The sequence below is a fragment of the Ensifer sesbaniae genome (assembly GCF_013283665.1).
Classification (GTDB): domain Bacteria; phylum Pseudomonadota; class Alphaproteobacteria; order Rhizobiales; family Rhizobiaceae; genus Ensifer; species Ensifer sesbaniae.
Genome location: NZ_JABEKU010000002.1, coordinates 265521 through 283218 on the forward strand (window position 1 = coordinate 265521; position 17698 = coordinate 283218).

Annotated in this window: 17 protein-coding genes; 1 reads left to right on the plus strand and 16 read right to left on the minus strand. The window is 62.0% G+C overall.

Annotated features, from left to right (window positions below; genetic code table 11):
• Positions 1–4: 4 nt before the first annotated feature.
• Positions 5–193, minus strand: a complete 189-nt coding sequence (locus BHMPCIPO_RS19055) for a hypothetical protein (RefSeq protein ID WP_173518410.1) — start codon at positions 191–193, stop codon at positions 5–7.
• 162 nt (positions 194–355) lie between these two features.
• Between BHMPCIPO_RS19055 and BHMPCIPO_RS19060 the strand changes: the two genes are divergently transcribed.
• Positions 356–610: a hypothetical protein gene (locus BHMPCIPO_RS19060; RefSeq protein WP_173518411.1), complete on the plus strand. Its 255-nt coding sequence runs from the start codon at positions 356–358 to the stop codon at positions 608–610.
• Between the two features lie 183 nt (positions 611–793).
• Here BHMPCIPO_RS19060 and BHMPCIPO_RS19065 read toward each other — a convergent pair whose 3' ends face one another.
• The 15 genes from BHMPCIPO_RS19065 to BHMPCIPO_RS19135 all read right to left on the minus strand — a co-directional run bounded on the left by BHMPCIPO_RS19065 (position 794) and on the right by BHMPCIPO_RS19135 (position 17646).
• Positions 794–1636 carry an HpcH/HpaI aldolase/citrate lyase family protein gene (locus BHMPCIPO_RS19065; protein WP_173518412.1) on the minus strand — a complete coding sequence of 281 codons (843 nt, stop codon included), beginning with the start codon at positions 1634–1636 and terminating at the stop codon, positions 794–796.
• A complete protein-coding gene (locus BHMPCIPO_RS19070; RefSeq protein WP_173518413.1) occupies positions 1633–2850 on the minus strand; it encodes a CaiB/BaiF CoA transferase family protein in 1218 nt (405 codons plus the stop codon). The genes BHMPCIPO_RS19065 and BHMPCIPO_RS19070 overlap by 4 nt, the downstream gene beginning before the upstream one ends.
• The gene (locus tag BHMPCIPO_RS19075) at positions 2847–3896 is read right to left on the minus strand and encodes an ABC transporter ATP-binding protein (protein WP_173518414.1); all 1050 of its coding nucleotides are present in this window, start codon (positions 3894–3896) and stop codon (positions 2847–2849) included. The genes BHMPCIPO_RS19070 and BHMPCIPO_RS19075 overlap by 4 nt, the downstream gene beginning before the upstream one ends.
• A 30-nt stretch (positions 3897–3926) precedes the next feature.
• The gene (locus BHMPCIPO_RS19080; RefSeq protein WP_173518415.1) at positions 3927–6026 is read right to left on the minus strand and encodes an ADP-ribosylglycohydrolase family protein; all 2100 of its coding nucleotides are present in this window, start codon (positions 6024–6026) and stop codon (positions 3927–3929) included.
• Positions 6027–6042: 16 nt separating this feature from the next.
• Positions 6043–7248, minus strand: coding sequence for an ADP-ribosylglycohydrolase family protein (locus BHMPCIPO_RS19085; RefSeq protein WP_173518416.1), 1206 nt, complete (start codon positions 7246–7248; stop codon positions 6043–6045).
• Entirely contained in the window at positions 7238–8659 is a 1422-nt protein-coding gene (locus BHMPCIPO_RS19090) for an extracellular solute-binding protein (RefSeq protein ID WP_173518417.1), read from the minus strand. The genes BHMPCIPO_RS19085 and BHMPCIPO_RS19090 overlap by 11 nt, the downstream gene beginning before the upstream one ends.
• A gap of 48 nt (positions 8660–8707) precedes the next feature.
• On the minus strand, positions 8708–9610 hold the full coding sequence (locus tag BHMPCIPO_RS19095) for a carbohydrate ABC transporter permease (protein WP_173518418.1): 903 nt from the start codon (positions 9608–9610) through the stop codon (positions 8708–8710).
• Positions 9610–10485: an ABC transporter permease gene (locus tag BHMPCIPO_RS19100; protein ID WP_312033052.1), complete on the minus strand. Its 876-nt coding sequence runs from the start codon at positions 10483–10485 to the stop codon at positions 9610–9612. The genes BHMPCIPO_RS19095 and BHMPCIPO_RS19100 overlap by 1 nt, the downstream gene beginning before the upstream one ends.
• A 93-nt stretch (positions 10486–10578) precedes the next feature.
• Complete coding sequence (locus tag BHMPCIPO_RS19105) at positions 10579–11628, minus strand: LacI family DNA-binding transcriptional regulator (protein ID WP_173518420.1); 1050 nt, start codon at positions 11626–11628, stop codon at positions 10579–10581.
• A gap of 227 nt (positions 11629–11855) precedes the next feature.
• Positions 11856–13475, minus strand: a complete 1620-nt coding sequence (locus BHMPCIPO_RS19110) for a dihydroxyacetone kinase subunit DhaK (protein WP_173518421.1) — start codon at positions 13473–13475, stop codon at positions 11856–11858.
• Between the two features lie 10 nt (positions 13476–13485).
• Positions 13486–14481 (minus strand): ABC transporter ATP-binding protein, encoded by a 996-nt coding sequence (locus BHMPCIPO_RS19115; RefSeq protein WP_173518422.1) that lies wholly within the window; start codon positions 14479–14481, stop codon positions 13486–13488.
• Positions 14474–15571: an ABC transporter ATP-binding protein gene (locus BHMPCIPO_RS19120; protein WP_173518423.1), complete on the minus strand. Its 1098-nt coding sequence runs from the start codon at positions 15569–15571 to the stop codon at positions 14474–14476. The genes BHMPCIPO_RS19115 and BHMPCIPO_RS19120 overlap by 8 nt, the downstream gene beginning before the upstream one ends.
• A gap of 4 nt (positions 15572–15575) precedes the next feature.
• Positions 15576–15764, minus strand: coding sequence for a hypothetical protein (locus BHMPCIPO_RS19125; RefSeq protein WP_058321421.1), 189 nt, complete (start codon positions 15762–15764; stop codon positions 15576–15578).
• Positions 15761–16702, minus strand: a complete 942-nt coding sequence (locus tag BHMPCIPO_RS19130; RefSeq protein ID WP_173518424.1) for a carbohydrate ABC transporter permease — start codon at positions 16700–16702, stop codon at positions 15761–15763. The genes BHMPCIPO_RS19125 and BHMPCIPO_RS19130 overlap by 4 nt, the downstream gene beginning before the upstream one ends.
• Positions 16699–17646 (minus strand): carbohydrate ABC transporter permease, encoded by a 948-nt coding sequence (locus BHMPCIPO_RS19135; protein ID WP_173518425.1) that lies wholly within the window; start codon positions 17644–17646, stop codon positions 16699–16701. The genes BHMPCIPO_RS19130 and BHMPCIPO_RS19135 overlap by 4 nt, the downstream gene beginning before the upstream one ends.
• Between the last annotated feature and the right edge of the window lie 52 nt (positions 17647–17698).

Below are 17698 nucleotides of genomic sequence, written 5' to 3' on the forward strand. Positions count from 1 at the left end.
GTGTTCAGCGGATGCGTGTATGGGCGCGCACGATATTCATCTGAAGTTCGTGGCTGGTCGCGTATCTGCCGAGCACCTTGATCAAACGCCGCTCCTCGGCCTTGTGGAGCCCGGTACGCCGGCAATAATCCGCTACATCCCAGATATGTTTGACCTGGGAGTTGTCGACTGTTCGAACGTCCGTGTGTTTCATTCTGTGCCTCCCCTTGCGAGCGCATAACGCTGGGAGGCTGGTTTGGTTCCGTGTGGGTCCCTGAAATCCAAAAGCACCGGCGACAATTGTTCCTCAATGGAACGTAGCTTCCGTCTGCGGGTTTGGAGCGCGAAATGCCACTGAAACCAGGAGACAGATGCAATGTTCAAGAGACTTCTGATTGCGGCCATCATGGCCGTCTCTTTCACCGGCGGCGCCATGGCCCAGGCCGATATGACGTGCGATGAGGCCGGCATGACAAAACTGGAAACGGACGTGAACTCCATCACGGACGCAACCAAGAAGGAGGCGGCGACCAAGGAACTGGCCATGGCCAAGGAAGCGATGGCGGCGAAAGATACGGCGAAATGCAAGACCCACATGGAGAATGCCATGAAGGGCAAGGACGCCATGTGATTTCGCGAATACTGCCGGCCAGGGTGCCTTGCCGCTTCCCGCGTCGAATGCAGCCAGGCCGGCGGCCGGTCTTTTCCTGTGGCATTGTGGCATCCACCTTGATGCCCCATTCCCGGGTTCGCCGGTAGCACCGCATCGGCGGAACTTTGGGGCGACAGTCGACGGGCGCCTCAGAGATTTCGGCTAATCGATCTTCTGTAAGATGCGGCGGGCACGCTCGATGATCGGCGCGTCCACCATCCTGTCGCCGACCAAAAAGGCGCCTCTGCCTTCCGCCGCGGCACCTGTCGCAGCGTCCAGCACGGAGCGCGCCCAGGCGATTTTTTCTTCGCTGGGCGAGAATGCGGTATTCATGATCGGCACTACCGAGGGATGAATGCAGGTCGCGCCATCGAAGCCATGGCGGCTTGCTTCTCGGGCAGCGGCCACAAGGGCATCGCGCTGCTGATAGTCTGCAACGGTCGCCAGAGTTCCGAACGACAACTTGCCCTCCGCCTTGGCGGCGAGATGCACGAGCAACTTGGGCAGACGTAACACCTCAGGAACCGGTTCGGCCCCTATGCTGGTGGCGATATCTTCCCCGCCGGCTACGAGGCCCAACACGCGCTGACAGGCCGCAATCGGCCTTGCGTCCAGCACGGCGCTGGCGTCTTCCAACAGCGCGACGAAGCAGAGCGGTTCACGCCCGAGTTCTCGCTCCGTCACTGCCAGGCGTTCGGCAAGGCTGCGCAACTGCTTTGGCGCCTTTGCCTTTGCGATGAAGAGGCCGAAGGCCCCGGCGCGACAAGCAGCCTCGGCATCCGCCTGCTGCAGTTCCGTTTCTGCATTGACGCGTACGAAGACCTTTGCGCCACTTCGGCCCGCCATCGGGACTGCTTGCACAAGTCCGGCGCGTGCCGCCTGCTTTTCACCGTAGGCAACGGAATCCTCGAGATCGAGGATGATCGCATCGGCGCCTCGCTCGTGCGCCTTGGCGATAAAGCGCTCGGACGAGGCGGGGACATAGAGAAGGGATCGCAGCCTCATGGTGCCTCGCCCTCCAAAATGAGGTTGATGGCATCCATATCCAACCCGACCTCGGTCAGGACTTCGGTCGTGTGCTCTCCAAGCGCTGGCGCAGGTCTGCGCCACACACCCGGCGTTTTTGAAAGCCGCGGCACGATGTTGTGCATCGGCAGGCTGCCGAACTCCGCGTCTTCCACGTCGACGATGATTTCGCGTTCGCCGAAATGCGGGTCGGCGATGGCATCGGCGATGTTATAGATCGGTCCGACCGTCGCGCCGGCGTCGCGCATGATCTTCAGCGCTTCGTCGTGGTCGTGCCGGGCGAACCAGCCGCCAACCGCTTCGTCGACCAGGTCACGATTCTTGACGCGCTCTGAATTGGTGGCAAAGCGCGGATCCTCGTTCATGTCGGCGCGGCCGATGATCTCGAAAATTCGCCGGGCGACCTGCGGCGTGGAACCGGACAGCGCCACGTATTTGCCGTCACGGCATCTGTAGACGTTGCGCGGCGCGGCCGTGTTCGAAGCGCTGCCCACACGCTCCTTGATCTTGCCGGTCGTCTGGTAGATCGCGGCTTCCGGTCCGAGCACGGAAAACATCGGCTCGAGCAGCGACAGGTCGATCACCTGTCCTTTCGCGTAACCGCGATCGCGCGCAAGCAGCGCCGTCACGGTAGCCGAACTGCCATAGACACCCGCGATCATATCGGCGAGCGCCAGCGGCGGCAGCACCGGTTCACGGTCCGGAAAGCCGGTTCGGTAGGCAAAGCCGCTCATGCCTTCGACGATCGTGCCGAAGCCGGGAAATTGGGCATAGGGGCCGGTCTGGCCGAACCCTGAGATGCGCACGATGATCAGGTTGGGATTGCGCGCGTGCAGCGCTTCCGGCGAAAGCCCCATGCGCTCCAGCGTTCCCGGCCGAAAATTCTCGATGAAGACGTCGGCCGTATCGATCAGCGCCCAGAGCGCCGCCTTGGCCGCCTCCTGCCTGAGATTTAACACGACGGAGCGCTTGTTGCGGCTATAGGTCTTCCAGTAGAGCGAGTGGCCGTCGTCCTTCCAGTCCCGAAGCGGATCGCCGGCAGGCGGCTCGATCTTGATCACGTCTGCGCCGGCATCGGCAAGCTGCAGCGACAACATGTTGCCGGCGACGAGACGTGAGAGATCCAGGACCCGAGTGCCGGCAAGCGGTCCCTTGGCAGTTGGATCGAACTGGCGCTTGGCAAATCCGTTCATCGAATTCGCTCCCCGGTTTCCTTGTCGAAGAGCAGCACCTTGTCGGCATCGATCGTGAGCCTCACGTCCTGGCCCGCCGAAAGTGGCCGACCGCCGTGGACGACCACCGAGATATCCTGGCCGCCCATATCGACGACGATCTCCTGATCCTCCCCGGTCGGCTCGACCAGGCTGATGCGGCCCGGCACGCCCATCGTTCCAAGCGTGATGTGCTGCGGGCGAATACCGCAGACGATACGCGTGCCGGGTTGCACCTTCCCTCCGAGGGGCAGCGAAACGCCGTCGCGGGTCGATGCCGTCTCGCCGTCTGCGATCGCCTCGATGAGGTTGATCTCCGGTGAACCTATGAAGCCGGCAACGAAGAGATTGGCGGGATCGTTGTAGAGTTCGAGCGGCGCGCCCGCCTGCTCGATCTTCCCGCCGTTCATGACCACGATCTTGTCGGCCATGGTCATGGCCTCTGTCTGGTCATGCGTGACATAGACCATCGTCCGGCGCAATCGCTGGTGCAGCTTCTTGATCTCGCTGCGCATCTTCACGCGCAGCTTGGCGTCGAGATTCGACAGCGGCTCGTCGAAGAGGAAGGCGCGCGGGTCGCGCACGATCGCGCGCCCCATGGCGACACGCTGGCGCTGGCCGCCAGAGAGTTCTCGCGGCAGGCGGTCGAGCAACTTTTCCAGGCCGAGGATTTCGGCTGCCTCCGTGACGCGCTTCTGGATCTCAGCCTTCGGCGCGCCGGCAAGCTTCAGCGCGAAGCTCATGTTCTCCGCGACCTTCATGTGTGGATAGAGCGCGTAGGACTGGAAGACCATGGCGATGTCGCGCTCCTTCGCCGGCATGTCGTTGACGACCTTGCCGCCGATGGTGATTTCGCCCGCTGAAATATCCTCCAGCCCGGCGATCATGCGCAACAATGTGGACTTGCCGCAGCCGGAAGGGCCGACGAGCACGACGAATTCGCCATCGGCCATTTCCAGCGAGATGTTGTTGAGCACGGCGACGCTGCCGTAGCTCTTGCCGACGCTTCTGAGCTCTATCTCGGACATGTTTCCTCCCTTCTTTTCCTCTACGCGCAATCAGCGATCGGCAACCTCGAGCCGGCCGATCGACATGCGTCCGGCCGACGCCATGCGCAGGCCTGCCATGCCGTAGCGGAGCGTCGTATCGTCCGTCTGAAGCACCCGCTCGCCATCAACGGAAAGCGTCAGCTTGCCGCCTTCGACCGTGAGGTCGACCGCGTAGCTTCGGCCGTGTTCGATCCGGAAGGGCTTACGGGCAAGGATCGTGGTGCCGTGGTTTTCCAGCAGAATCACGGCCTCGCCATTCTCGAAGCCCGCCGCATAGAAGCGGCTGGTCCCTTGAGCACGCGCCATCACCAGATGCGAAGCGCCGGAGAGCGGCTGAAGCTCTGCGGTGACGCTGACGTCGCGCAGATACGCGTTACCGGTCCAGGCATCCGCGTCGGTGGCCGTATGGGCATGGATGCGGCCCTGCTGCAGGCTCCAGTGGCCGCGGTTCCAGGTAAACCGGGTGATGCCGCCCCATTCCTGCGCCTCCTTTGCCGGGTCGATCACGACGCGGCCCTTGCCGGACACGGAGAAGTCCGCAAGGAACAATCGGCCGAGGAACTTCAGGCGGCCGAAATATTCGACCAGAATGCCGATCTCGTCGATCGCCTCGCCATTGCCATCGGGGATGGTGAACTCGTAGTCCTGCCAGCCGCTCGCCGAGGGTACGTGCCAGGCGCTCGTTTCCTGAATGGTACCGCTCATGGCGCGACGAACGTAGGACGCCACGCGCAGGTTGCCGTCGCCGTTCCACGGGTCGAGCCAGAGTTTGAACTTCACCCGCTGGCCGTCATCGGCAAGCGGCGTGAACATCGGGCGGTAGCGCTCGTCGTCGAAATCGGAGCGGCGGTAGAAGGGCTTCCAGAAGACGCGACCGCCCTGCCCGCGCTCCAGCCGGTCGAGGAGAATTTCCAGCGATCCCTTGGCATTCTCGGTGTGACGTTCCGCCGATGCCTTGACGGCAATCTGGTTGAACGGCTCGGTGCGGAAGCCATGGGTCGCGCCGGGAGCATCGAAATCGAAGCGCACGCCGCGACGCTCGAAGTCCTCGACCCAGAGCGCCGGTGCTTCCCGCCCCTCAAGCCGGAGCGCCAGCACGGTCAGCTCGCGGGCGAAGGAGGGAATGTCGACGACGTTGATCGTTCCGGTAACGCCCGAAGCGACGACGAAATCGTTGATCGGCTTGCGGTATTTATCCCAGCCCGGCTGCACCTGCTGCAAGGTGCCGACGATCGCACCGGCATTGCCAGCGTTGCAGTCCGTGTCCCAGCCAGCCATCGTCGCGATTTCGACCGTACGTGGCAGGTCGCCCTGGCCATAAATCAGCGCCATGACGAGCACGCCGGCATTTGGAATGATGTGGCAGACGCCCGGATAGCGGTCGTAACCCCATTCCGCGGCCAGCATGTCGCGGCAGGCGCGCCAGTCGTTCCGGTTTCCATCGTGGAAATGGAGCACCGCGCGAGAGACCTTGGCGTAGAGGGAGTCGGCCGGGATGGTTGCAAGCCCCGTCTCAATGACCTCCTCGACATTCTTGGCAACAAAGGCCTGGGCGATCGCCGCCGCGCAGAAGCGCGCACCGTTCAGCCCCTCGCCGTCATGCGCGACGCTTGCCGCGCGCGCCGACGCTTCGGCCGCCTTCTTGGGATCGGCCGGATGCACCCAGCCCCAACTGTCGATGAAGATCTGGCCGCCGATCTGTTCGGCAACTGTGGTGCCGTTCTGGGCGATCGAGCCGGATTGCGGCGCCGGGATGCCGGCGCGAAGGTTCTGATAGGCGGTATGCTCGGTCGAATTGCCGAAGCCGCCCCACCAATACATGCCGTGTTCCTCGGCCGCATAGTTCAGCCAGGTCTTGCCGACCTCCTCGGCGGTCGCACCGAGACCGTAATCGCGCAGCGCCCGGATGAAATAGACCGGACCGTTGGTGTCGTCATCCGCCGCGAAATTCTTGAAATCGCGCAGATATTCCGTCACCTCGCCATAGGTGTCCCGGATGCGTTCGTAGCTCCAGATCGTCGGTTCGACGGGCGCGCCAAGACGGACGCCGATCGCCTTGCCGATGAAGCCGGAATAGATACGCTCGAAGATTTCTGTGGTGCTGAGCATCGGATACTTTCAAGGTCTAGAGACTGAAAACCTGGGTGAGTTCGAGGGCGGCAAAGAGCCCCGCGCGCGCCTGCATGCGCGCCGTTTCTCGCTTGCGGTCCGCCATCTGGATGACGGTCACCGTTTCGGCGAAAGCATCGGCGGATCGGAAGAGATCGAGCTTGTTGACGCGGTCGAGCTGGGAGGCCATCGCCCGGTCAATGATGCTTTCGCCATGCATGGCGCCGAGGATCGCCCCGGCCATGACGCCGATCGAATCCGTGTCGCGGCCTGAATTGATGCCGTCGACGATCGTCCTGTAGAAGTCCCCGTCATTGACGACGGCGAAGCCGAGCGCCAGCGGCAACTCCTCGATCGCGTGGAGGCGCGACGGCTGGTAGGCGTCCGTGGCAAGGCCCGCCTTCTGCGGCGTGTGCTGGACGTTGTCGCCCATCGGCGAATAGCGGGCGATGATGCGGTGAAACTCGGTGACGACCGTCTGATGGTCCTCGCCCATCAACGAGCGTGCGGCACCCACGATATCGGCGATCGCATCGTGCGTACCGTCCTTGGCAACGGCAAGCGCTTCGTCGATGACGGTGTCGAGCGTGGTCCCCGGCACGAAGGCGGCCGCAACGGCTGCGGCAAGCACGCCGGCGGCCTCGAGGCCGAAACTCTGCTGATGGCCGCAGGCAAAGGCGATCGCCTCGTCATAGGCTGCCTTCGGATCGCAGGCATTGGCGACGCCGACAGGCGCGATGTACATGGCTGCGCCGCAATTCACCATGTTGCCGACGCCGCCCTGACGCGGGTCGCAGCCGGAGAGCTGGTGGCGCTGGAAGATCCACTTTTCCGGATAGAACAGGCGCTCGATCAGCATCGTTTCGCGCTGCAATTCCGGCACCCAGCGCGGCGTCCAGGCGATCTCGCGCACCATGCCGGAGGCCATGTCCCAGGCATCGAGGTGACGCTTGACGTCGTTGTAGATCGACATGACGCAGAGTGTCATCAGCGTATCGTCGGTGACGATGCCGCCACCGCGCACGCGGCCGTTGCGGGCTGCTTCGCTCTGCTTCATGCGGTGCCACTCGGTATCGAGTGACGTCACCCGGCCATAGCGCTCGCGAATTTCCGCGGCGGAGAGTTTTTCGACCGGCGCCCCGATGGCGTCGCCGTAGGCGACGCCAAAGAGAAGCGCCCGAACTCGTCCCTTGAAGGAGAGCCCAGCAGCATCATTTGTCATTGAGAACCGTCCTTGCATATTCGGTCATTTTCTCGCCGCCGGCAGCGTTCCATTCGGAAACGAACTGGTCCCACTGGTCCATCTTGGCTTCGCCGGAGACGAACTTGTACACCCAGGCCCGGTAGACATTTTCCGTGGCATCGATGTCGGTGGCGTATTCGGCAGGCCAGACGAAGGCGTTGTCCGGCTTGAAGTCGGCTGAGATCGTCTTCAGCGATTGCTGCGCGGCCTCGCTCAGCCATTGCACCGGCGGCTGCCAGTTTGCGGCCACGAGGAAGCGGGCATACCAGGTGGCGAGCTTGTCGGTCGGCTTGATGGTCTCGCCGTCCTTGGTGTACTGCTCGCCCTCGAAGCCGAGCCGTTCGATCGCCTGGCCCTCGGGGCTGGCGATGAAATCGAGCAGCTTGACCACCTCTTCCTTGTGTTCCGAGGTTGTCGCGATCGCGAGGCCGCGGGATTCCTTGGAGACGTCGAGCGCCATCAGGCCCTGGCCGGCCGGCCCAGTGGGCGGCGAAAGCAGGCTCAGCGTCACGTCGGGATGAGCCTGGCGCATCTTGCCGCCATAGATGTCGATAACCTCTGCGGAGGAACCGAAGATCACGCCGGCGCGGCCGGAATAGAACTTGTCTTCCTTCACGTCCCACTTGGTGGTGATGAACTCCGGATCATAGAGCCCCTGCTCCCGAAGCAAGGCATAGAAGGCGATCTTCGCCTTTTCCGCTGCCGAAACGCGCGCGTGGATCCATTCGTCGGCCTCGTTCTTCATCCAGGTGCCGGTCACGCCGAAGGCCTGGTTGAAGATCGCGTCGAGCTCCTGGGTGTTGTCGGCGGTGGTGACGCCGTAGGTGTCGGCCTTGCCGTTGCCGTCGAGGTCACCATCCTTGATCGCCTTGAAGAGGGCGACGTAGTCGTCGGTCGTCTTGGGCGCCGCAACGCCCGATTTCTCGAGCCAATCCGTGCGGATGACCGGCTGTGGCATGCGCGGCGGGTAGACATAGAGCAGATAGGGATAGTTCTTCAGCCGCTCGACATTGTGCGGGAAGAGCGCTTCCTTGAGATAGGTCGTCTTTGGCAGCCAGTTGTTCCAGTCTTCGAGAACACCCTGTTCGGCCATCTTGGCGTCGCCGCCCTGGAAATAGATGAGATCCGGGATGTCGCCGGAGAGCAGCATGGCGCTGAGCTTGTCGGCATAGCCCGAAGACGGTAGGTCGATGATCTGAATGTGGATGTCGGTTCCCTTGGCCTTCAGCGCCTCCTCATAGGCCTTCATCAGCTTCACATCGTCAGGATTGCTGGTCACCAGGTCTTTCGAGACGACACGGATCGTCACCGGGTCGGCGAAAGCAGGCATCGCCACGCTCGCCATCAGCGCCACGGCGGTCGTTGCGCCCAGGATCAGTTTTCCAAGCATGTTTGTTCCTCCCATATGCTTTGGCTTTCATGTTTCGGTTCTGCATCGTCAGCCCTTCAGCGCACCGCTCATGGTGCCCTTGGTGAAGAACTTCAGGATCAGCGGATAGATCGCGAGGATCGGCGCGATGGTGAGCAGGATCATGCCGGCCTTCAGCGCTCGAATATTGATCTGGCTCGCGCCCGTGTAGTTGTTGCTATCGACCACACCGACCATGGCGAGTTTGTCGCCCTCGACCACGAACTGGCGCAGCACGACCTGCAGCGGCCATTTCGACTGGTCGTTGAGGTAGATCATCGCCCGGAAAAACTCGTTCCAGTGGAAGACGAAATAGAAGAGCGCGATGGTTGCGAGCGCCGATTTGGCGAGCGGCAGCGCCACGTACCAGAAGATCTGGAAAGGATTGGCCCCATCGAGTTCGGAAGCCTCGATCAGTTCCTTCGGCACTTCCTCGAAGAAGCGCACCAGGATGATCAGGTACCAGGCGTTGACGACCTTGAAGAGGATCAGCGACCAATAGCTGTCGAGCAGGCCGAGGCGCTTGTTGATGAAATAGTCCGGGATGATGCCGGGTTCGAAGACGATGGTGACCAGTACGAAGACGAAGATGATGCGTCGGCCGGGCAGACCGGGACGCGAAAGCGCCCAGGCCATCAGCGCCGTGAGAACCACGCCAAGAGCGGTGCTGACCAGCGTAATGAAGATCGAGTTGAAGAGACCACGCTGAACGGCGGAATTGTTGACCAGCAGGTTCCAGACCTCGGTCGAAAACCCGTTGGGGATGACCGTCAGGCCGCTCATGCCCGCGACCTTGCCCGGGTCGGAGAACGATATTGCGAGCAGGTTGAGGAGCGGCTGGACCGTCAGCACGACGAGGAAGAGCAGCGTCGAGACGATGATCGCATATTCGAGCCGCTCGAGCGGTGTTCTGCGGACGTTGTGGGCGGCCATCACCATACCCCCTTGCCGGTAAGACGTTTGGAGAGAAGGTGCGCGGCGACGATCATCAGCATGCCGAGCACAGCCTTGAACAGGCCGGCAGCCGTTGCCAGCGAGTATTCGCCGGTCTGCAGGCCGATGCGGTAGACATAGGTGTCGATAATATCGATCTTGCTGCGCACGACGTCGTTGGAGAAGTTGATGACCTGATTGAGGTCGGCATTCAGGAACATGCCGGCGTTCAGGATGAAGAGCGTCGCGATCGTCGGCACGATGCCGGGGATGGTGACATAGCGGATCTTCTGCCAGCGGTTCGCGCCATCTATCTCGGCCGCGTCATAGAGTTCCTGGTCGATGGCGATGATGGCGGCGAGATAAAGCAGGCTGTCCCAGCCGGCGGAGCGCCAGATCTCCGAGAAAACCAGCACCCAGCGGATCGAGCCGTTGTCGGTCATGAAGGACACCGGCTGCACGCCGAAGAAACCAAGCACATCGTTGACTGCGCCGTCGCTCGGCGAGAGCACCGCGATGAAGACGCCGGCGATGACCACCCAGGAAAGGAAGTGGGGCAGATAGATCGCCGACTGGATGAATTTGCGGAATGCCCCTCCCCGGATTTCGTTGAGCAGGAGCGCGACGATGATCGGGACCGGGAAGAAGAAGACGATCTTCATCGTCGAGATGATCAGCGTGTTCGCCAGCACCTGCCAGAAGATCGGCGACGAGAACAGCGTCTGGAAATGCTTGACGCCGACCCAGATGTTCGGCGGGATGATGCGCAGCTGCTCGAAGGCGATCTTGGCTTCCCAGATCGGAAAATAGTGAAAGATCACGAAGAAGATCAGCCCTGGCGCCATCATCAGGTAATAGGGCCACCATTGCCGCACGCTTTTCGAGAAGCTTTGACGTCGAACTCTGGGAACGTTCCCATTTTCTGACAAAGTTGCGTTCGCCACAAACTCGTTGCTGACCGCCATTCCCTACCTCCCTGCCGCCACGCGCACGGTGGCCGCCTCCGAAACATCGGCAAGCGAGCCGCGTTCCACCAGCCGGCACGGCAGATATATCCGTTCGCGCTGGTGACGGCCGGCGATCTGGTCGAGCAGACATTCGACCGCGCGAACGCCGATCTGCCGGCCGGGTTTTTCGATGGTCGTAAGCCCCGGCCAGGAAAAGGCCCCCGCCGGGATGCCGTCGAAGCCCAGGATCGAGATATCCTCCGGGCATCTCAACCCAGCTTCACGAACGGCCATCATGGCCCCAAGCGCCATGAGGTCGTTCGCCACGAACACGGCGCGACTGCCCCTCCATTGCCTCGTAAGCAACCGGGCCATCGCACTGCGGCCGCCCTCGACGGTGTAATCGGACTCTTCGACGAGCAGGACTTCGGGATCGACATCGCGGGCGATGCAGTGCTCATGGACGGCGCGCAAGAACCGGGCGCGCGCGAGACGCGACCGCGGCCCGAGCATCAGCGCCGGCGCCGGGTGTCCGCGCTCGACGAGAATGTCCATGCCGAGCCGAACCGCCTGCGCAATATTGGAACCGACGCTCAACGTATCGGGGAAACGCTCGGCGCTGGAACCGATGAAAACGAAGGGCATGCCGAAACGGTCGAGGTCGTCGAAATTGTCGGCAACCGGATTGATGATCGCGCCGTCGACACGGGCCCGGCGAAGCGCACGCAGGTGGGTCGCCTCCTTGTGCGCATCCCAATCGGACGAGAAAATCAGAAGCGAAATGTCATCCTTCGCCGCACGATCCTGTGCGCCACGGGCAACCTCGGCCCAGAACGGGTTGGTGATATCAGGAATGACGATGCCGAGCAGGCCGCTTCGGCCGGAGCGCATACCGACAGCAAGCTGATTGGGCTCATAGCCCGTGGCGGCGACCGCCTTCAGCACGCGATCGCGCGCTTCCTCGGAAATATTGGCGGAGCCGCCGAGAACACGCGCGACGGTGCTCTTCGAAACGCCTGCGCGTTTGGCAACGTCGATAATGGTCGCCCTTCGGCCCGTCGGGATGTTCATAAGGCTTCCTCCCAAAGTTCCGGCAATGCCTCTCCATGCACCGCCACGAACTTCATGGGAACGTTACCACGACGAAAAATACTTTGGCAATATGCAGGAGAAAATATCCTGAACTTTGCTGCCAGCCCGCCGACGACGCGGCGGCTTTTCCACCAGGCATATACGGGCGGCAAGCGCCCTTTGCCGCCGAACGCCAGGCTCGGCGGCAAAATAGTGGTAGCGGCAATCTACGCGGCCAGATGCTCGAACAGTCGGGCGACAGCCTCGGCGCCGGGGTCGACATGACCCTCAAGCTGCTTCGCATTGATATAGGCCGCGCGTCCGGCCTTGGCGCGCGTCAGGGTGGAGGTGAAGTTCGCCCCCGTTCGTGCGGCAGCCGCCGCCGCAACGACGCTGTCCTCTAGGGCATCGAGCGCCGGAGCCAGAGCATCGATCATCGTTCTGTCGCCGATCTTCGCGCCGCCGATCTCCTGCATGCGTGCAAGCCCGGCTCGAAGCGCCTCGCGCATCGGCAGCCCGCTCGATGCCCCATCGCCGGCGGCTGCAAAGAAGATGGCAAGCAGCACGCCGGAGGAACCGCCCATGGTCTGACTCAGTTCCTGGCCGATCGCCCGCAAAAGCTGGGTGTGATCGGAAAGTGGCAGTCGATCGATGGCATTGATCAGCGCCCGGGCAGCACTTGCCAGTGTCGAGCCCGTGTCACCATCGCCGGATTTTGCATCAAGTGCATTGAGATCCTGCTCGGCAGCGATCAAAACCTTGCAGCAATCGATCAGGAACGCGCGCGTCGCCCGATGGTCGGATGCCATCGGCGTGATCGGCGTCAGCCCATCTGGCAAGGCTTTGACGGCGATCGGCCGGACCTCGGATACGCCCGGCCAGGCGGCGATCGATACCGGCGTCTTCAAGAGTTCAAGTTCGGCCTGGTCGGCGGCAAAGACCGAGACCGAGAAGCCTTGCATATCGAGCGATGTCATCAGCGGCGCCGGACCGATCGTGTGGGTGATCCTTCTGCCGACGGGCAAATGGACGAGGTCGTGAGCGAGCACCGACATTTCGAGCACAGAGGTGCCGCCCAAATTGTTGATCAGCGCGACGTGGGGACCTTCACCCATGACGGACGCCAGCCGTTCCGCCATGGTCGCCACCGACGAGCGGGCGCCTGCAAAGTCGATCTGCTCGACACCGGCTTCGCCATGAATGCCGAGACCGAGCTCCGCCTTGCCCTCCGGTATCCGCTCTTCCTTTGGGGAACCCGGAACCCTGCAGGTGTCCAGCGACATGCCGATGCTGCGCGTGCCGGCAATGACCTTCTTGGCGGCGGCGGTTACCGTGTCGAGATCCGCGCCGCGTTCGGCGAGTGCGCCGGCGATCTTGTGCACGAACAGCGTACCGGCAACGCCGCGCGCCTGCGGCAGGTCGGGCAGCGCTATGTCGTCGCCAACGATCACCATGCTCACCTTCAGCCCGAAGGCGCGGGCACGCTCGGCGGCGAGGCCGAAATTGAGCCGGTCGCCGGTATAGTTCTTGACCACGAGCAGGCATCCGGCCGGACCGGTCACGGCGAGAATGCCGGCGAGCACGGCGTCCACGCTCGGCGAGGCGAAGACATCGCCGCAGACGGCGGCCGTCAGCATGCCGCGACCGACGAAACCCACATGGGCGGGTTCATGACCGGAACCGCCGCCTGAGACGATCGCGACCTTCGATTTATCCCAGTCGCTGCGCAACACGACCCGGATATGCGGATAGCCGTCAAGACGGGCAAGCGCGCCGCCGGACAGGGCCAGAACGCCGTCGATCGCTTCGGTGACGACATCTTCCCGCTTGTTGATGAATTGCGCCATTTCGAGCTCCTTAAGCCAAACGCATGCCTGCCGCATCGAAGTAGAGCGGCTTCGAAGGTTGAATCTTGATTGTTTCACCGCCCCGGAGCGGCGTATGGGCGTCCGTGACGGTAATGAGGTCGTGTTTCCTGAAGGTCAGGTGCAGACGCGTCTGGTCGCCGAGGTGCTCGACGCGCTTGACCAGCGCGTCCTCCCCCTCACCCTGTTGGATATGCTCCGGCCTGAGGCCAATGCTTGCAGCGCCCAAGGGAGCGCCGGCAAAAATATTGGCCGGAAGCACATTGATCCGTGGTTGTCCCAGGCGCGTCGCCGCGTAGACACTGACCGGCTGCTCATACACCTCGCGCGGCGAGCCGAACTGAACGAGCTTGCCCTCGTTCAGCACGCCGACATGGGTGGCCATCGTCATCGCCTCGATCTGGTCGTGGGTAACGTAGAGCAGGGTTGCGCCGGACCTTGCCTGAATGCGCTTGAGCTCGATACGAAGATCGGCCCTCAGCTTGGCGTCGAGCGAGCTCAACGGCTCGTCCATGAGGAAAATCTGCGGGTCTCGGACAAGGGCGCGACCGATGGAAACGCGCTGCATCTCCCCACCCGACAGCGCCGTCGCCTTGTTGTCGAGCTTGTGCGCGATCTGCAGAACCTCGGCAACCTCGCTCACTTTCCGGTCGATCTCCTCCCTCGGGGTCTTCAACAAGGGTGATTTCAGCGGAAACTCAAGATTCTGACGAACGGTGAGATGCGGATAGAGCGAATATTGCTGGAAGACCATGGCAACGTTGCGTTCGGCAGGCGCCAACCCTCTCATCGGTCGTCCATCGATAAAGACCTCGCCGCGATCGGGCGTGTCGAGGCCGGAAACCATTCTGAGCGTCGTCGTCTTTCCAGCACCAGTCGGCCCGAGCAGCACAACGAAAGAACCATCCGGAACCGTCAACGAGACATTATCGAGAGCGATGGTGCCGGCAAATGTCTTCGAAACGTTTTCCAAGACGACTTCAGCCATGTCCCAGCACTCCTTCATTGCCCTCGGATAACAGCACCTTGCCGGTTTCGGCGTCGAAAATCGAAAGCGTCCTCGCGTCGAATTCGAGGCCGACCTGCTCGCCCTCATGAACCCGGTGGCTAGACGGGATGCGCGCCTTCAGTTCGCCGTGGCCTGTTACGAGCGTCACGATCTGGGTGGTCCCGAGATATTCGACGGCGCTTACGCGCCCCCGGTAGGCGCCGTCACTCACGAACGTCACGTGTTCCGGCCGGACGCCGAGCGTCAGCCTACCGGCACGACCTTCCCGCGACGTCGGCACCTTGACCATTATGCCGCCGAGATCGATCAAGCCGCCGCCGACGCCGATCATGCCCTCAAACTCCAGGAAGTTCATTGGCGGTGAACCGATAAACTGAGCCACGAACTTCGTCGCGGGCCAGTCGTAGATCTGCTGCGGCTTGCCGAACTGTTCGACCACCCCATGATTCATCACCACGATCTTGTCGCCCATCTGCATCGCTTCGAGCTGGTCATGGGTCACATAGACGGTGGTTGCGCCCATCCGGTCGTGCAGCGCCCGCAATTCCTCGGCCATGTGCTCACGAAACTCGGCATCGAGTGCGCCGAGCGGCTCATCCATGAGGAAGGCCTTGGGGCGACGCACGATCGCACGGCCGAGCGCGACGCGCTGGCGGTCTCCGCCCGAAAGGCCGCCGACGGGCTTGTCGAGAATGTTCTCGATCTTGAGAATACGGGCGACTTCCGCGACGCGTGATTTCACCTCTTCGCCGCGCAGGCCCTGGCTGAGCAGCGGATAGGAGATGTTCTTGCGCACGTTCATATGCGGATAGAGCGCGAACATCTGGAAGACGAAGGCGATGTCGCGCTTGCTCGCGGGCTTCATCCCGACTTCTTCGCCGTCGATGAAGATCTCGCCACTCGTCGGCAGTTCGAGGCCCGCCATCATGCGCAATGTCGTCGTCTTGCCGCAGCCGGACGGGCCGAGCAGCATGAAGAACTCGCCATCCTCGATCGTGAAGCTCGAAGAGCGCACCGCGGTAAAGGCGCCGAACTCCTTGCGCACATTCTGGATTCTGATCTGCGCCATCGGCTTACTCCGGAAAATGGCTGACGATGATGAACATCACCGTGCCCAGCAAGGTTATGACGAAGGACCAGGAATAGAGCACGAGAACGAAGGGCTGCATCAGCATGAAGACGCCCGCCGCGATCAGCGCCGATGCCAGCATTTCCCAGGCACCGCGACGCAAATGCAGCAATCCGTTGAAAAATCTTGTCATTTGCGTACGGCTCCGAAGGTGATGCCGCGCAGCAGGTGTTTGCGCAGGAGAATGGTGAAGACCATGACCGGCACGAGGAACAGGGTCGCGCCCGCAGCAACCGCCGGCCAGTCCTGGCCGCTAACGCCGATGATGGTTGGAATGAAGGGTGGCGCCGTCTGAGCGTTGCCCGAGGTCAGAAGCACGGCGAACGCGTATTCGTTCCAGGCAAAGATCAGGCAGAAGATGGCGGTGGAGGCGATGCCCGTCGCCGCCTGCGGCAGCACCACCTTATAGAAGGCCTGGAACCGGGTGTAGCCGTCGATGAGAGCCGCTTCCTCATACTCGACCGGAATTTCGTCGATGAAACCCTTGAGCAGCCAGACCGACAGCGACAGGTTGACGGCCGTATAGAGCAGGATCATGCCCGCATGGGTGTCGTTCAGGCCCAACGAGCGGAACATCAGAAAGATCGGGATGGCGACGGCGATCGGCGGCATCATCCGCGTCGAAAGAATGAAGAACAGCAGATCGTCCCTCAGCGGAACCTTGAAGCGCGAGAAGGCGTAGGCGGCGGCCGTGCCGAGCACGATGCAGAGCACCGTCGAACCGAAGCCGATGATCACCGAATTGGTGAAGCGTTCGGCAAAACGCGACGGGCCGGAGATGACGAGACCATCCTTGCGAACCAGCTTGTCATACCAGGTCTGCGGCTCGCCGACCGCCTGCAACTGCTCCTCGGAAAGCCGGGTACGCGTCGTGAAGACGTTGACATAGCCTTCCACAGTCGGTTCGAAGAAGGTCTTCGGCGGATAGGCGATCGCGTCGGATGGCGACTTGAAGCTCGTCGCGATGATCCAGACAAGCGGAAGGATCGTGATCAGCGCGTAGCCAACGACCAGGATCCCGGCGAACCACTTTTGCCGTTGGGACGGCTCGGTTACGGAATAGCTGCTCATCGCTGTTTGACCTTGTTCAGGGCTTTGACGTAGATCGACGCAAGGCCGAAGACGGTGACGAAGAGAATGACGGCATAGGCAGAGGCGTAGCCCGTGCGCCACTTCTCAAAAGCCTCGCGCTTCAGGTTGATCGAGGTGAGTTCGGTGATCGATCCCGGTCCGCCGCCGGTCAACTGCACAACCAGGTCGAACATCTTGAAATTCTCGATGCCGCGAAAGAGCACGGCGAGCATCAGGAAGGGCAGCACCAGCGGGATGGTAATCGTCCAGAACTGCCGCCATTTGCTGGCGCGATCGCATTCGGCCGCCTCGTAGATGCTGCTGGGAATGGAGCGCAGGCCGGCAAGGCAGATCAGCATCACAAAGGGCGTCCACATCCAGGTGTCGACGATGATAATTGCCCAGGGTGCCAGCGACACATCGCCGATCATCGAGAAACTCGACGGATCAGCCCCGGTCAGAAACCCGACCGCGTAGTTGAAGAGACCGATCTGCGGCTGGTAGAGGAAGGTCCAAAAATTGCCGACCACCGCCGGGCTCAGCATCATCGGCAGCACGATGATCGTCGTCCACAAATCATTGCCGCGGAACTTCTTGTTGATCAGGTAGGCAAGCGAGAAGCCGATCAGCACTTGAAGGACGATCGTCCAGATCAGAAAATGCGCCGTCGCTTGCATCGTCAACCAGATGTCCTTGTCGGACAGAATGCTCAGGTAGTTCTTGAGCCCGATGAACTGGACCTCGGCATTGGGGCGGTTGACACGAAAGTTCGTAAAGCTCAGCCGGACCGTCCAGATCAGCGGAAAGATATTGACGGCAAGCAGCAGGACGATCGACGGGGCGACGAACAACCAGGCAAGCGCGCGATCCGACAATCTTCGAACCCGCTTGGCAATGGCATGCGGCGTCGCTCCGGCGACCCGGTCCACTGTTGATTTCAGCATGGGTAGTCCCTCATGTGATTAGGCGGCGACAGAGCCGGGGAATGCCTCCGGC

What these genes read in the sequence shown, in the direction of transcription:
- BHMPCIPO_RS19135 (WP_173518425.1), bottom strand. Translation starts at nt 17,646, where the DNA reads ATGCTGAAATCAACAGTGGACCGGGTCGCCGGAGCGACGCCGCATGCC.
- BHMPCIPO_RS19055 (WP_173518410.1), bottom strand. Translation starts at nt 193, where the DNA reads ATGAAACACACGGACGTTCGAACAGTCGACAACTCCCAGGTCAAACAT.
- BHMPCIPO_RS19065 (WP_173518412.1), bottom strand. Translation starts at nt 1,636, where the DNA reads ATGAGGCTGCGATCCCTTCTCTATGTCCCCGCCTCGTCCGAGCGCTTT.
- BHMPCIPO_RS19115 (WP_173518422.1), bottom strand. Translation starts at nt 14,481, where the DNA reads ATGGCTGAAGTCGTCTTGGAAAACGTTTCGAAGACATTTGCCGGCACC.
- BHMPCIPO_RS19125 (WP_058321421.1), bottom strand. Translation starts at nt 15,764, where the DNA reads ATGACAAGATTTTTCAACGGATTGCTGCATTTGCGTCGCGGTGCCTGG.
- BHMPCIPO_RS19075 (WP_173518414.1), bottom strand. Translation starts at nt 3,896, where the DNA reads ATGTCCGAGATAGAGCTCAGAAGCGTCGGCAAGAGCTACGGCAGCGTC.
- BHMPCIPO_RS19085 (WP_173518416.1), bottom strand. Translation starts at nt 7,248, where the DNA reads ATGACAAATGATGCTGCTGGGCTCTCCTTCAAGGGACGAGTTCGGGCG.
- BHMPCIPO_RS19060 (WP_173518411.1), top strand. Translation starts at nt 356, where the DNA reads ATGTTCAAGAGACTTCTGATTGCGGCCATCATGGCCGTCTCTTTCACC.
- BHMPCIPO_RS19110 (WP_173518421.1), bottom strand. Translation starts at nt 13,475, where the DNA reads ATGGCGCAATTCATCAACAAGCGGGAAGATGTCGTCACCGAAGCGATC.
- BHMPCIPO_RS19105 (WP_173518420.1), bottom strand. Translation starts at nt 11,628, where the DNA reads ATGAACATCCCGACGGGCCGAAGGGCGACCATTATCGACGTTGCCAAA.
- BHMPCIPO_RS19095 (WP_173518418.1), bottom strand. Translation starts at nt 9,610, where the DNA reads ATGGCCGCCCACAACGTCCGCAGAACACCGCTCGAGCGGCTCGAATAT.
- BHMPCIPO_RS19130 (WP_173518424.1), bottom strand. Translation starts at nt 16,702, where the DNA reads ATGAGCAGCTATTCCGTAACCGAGCCGTCCCAACGGCAAAAGTGGTTC.
- BHMPCIPO_RS19090 (WP_173518417.1), bottom strand. Translation starts at nt 8,659, where the DNA reads ATGCTTGGAAAACTGATCCTGGGCGCAACGACCGCCGTGGCGCTGATG.
- BHMPCIPO_RS19070 (WP_173518413.1), bottom strand. Translation starts at nt 2,850, where the DNA reads ATGAACGGATTTGCCAAGCGCCAGTTCGATCCAACTGCCAAGGGACCG.
- BHMPCIPO_RS19120 (WP_173518423.1), bottom strand. Translation starts at nt 15,571, where the DNA reads ATGGCGCAGATCAGAATCCAGAATGTGCGCAAGGAGTTCGGCGCCTTT.
- BHMPCIPO_RS19080 (WP_173518415.1), bottom strand. Translation starts at nt 6,026, where the DNA reads ATGCTCAGCACCACAGAAATCTTCGAGCGTATCTATTCCGGCTTCATC.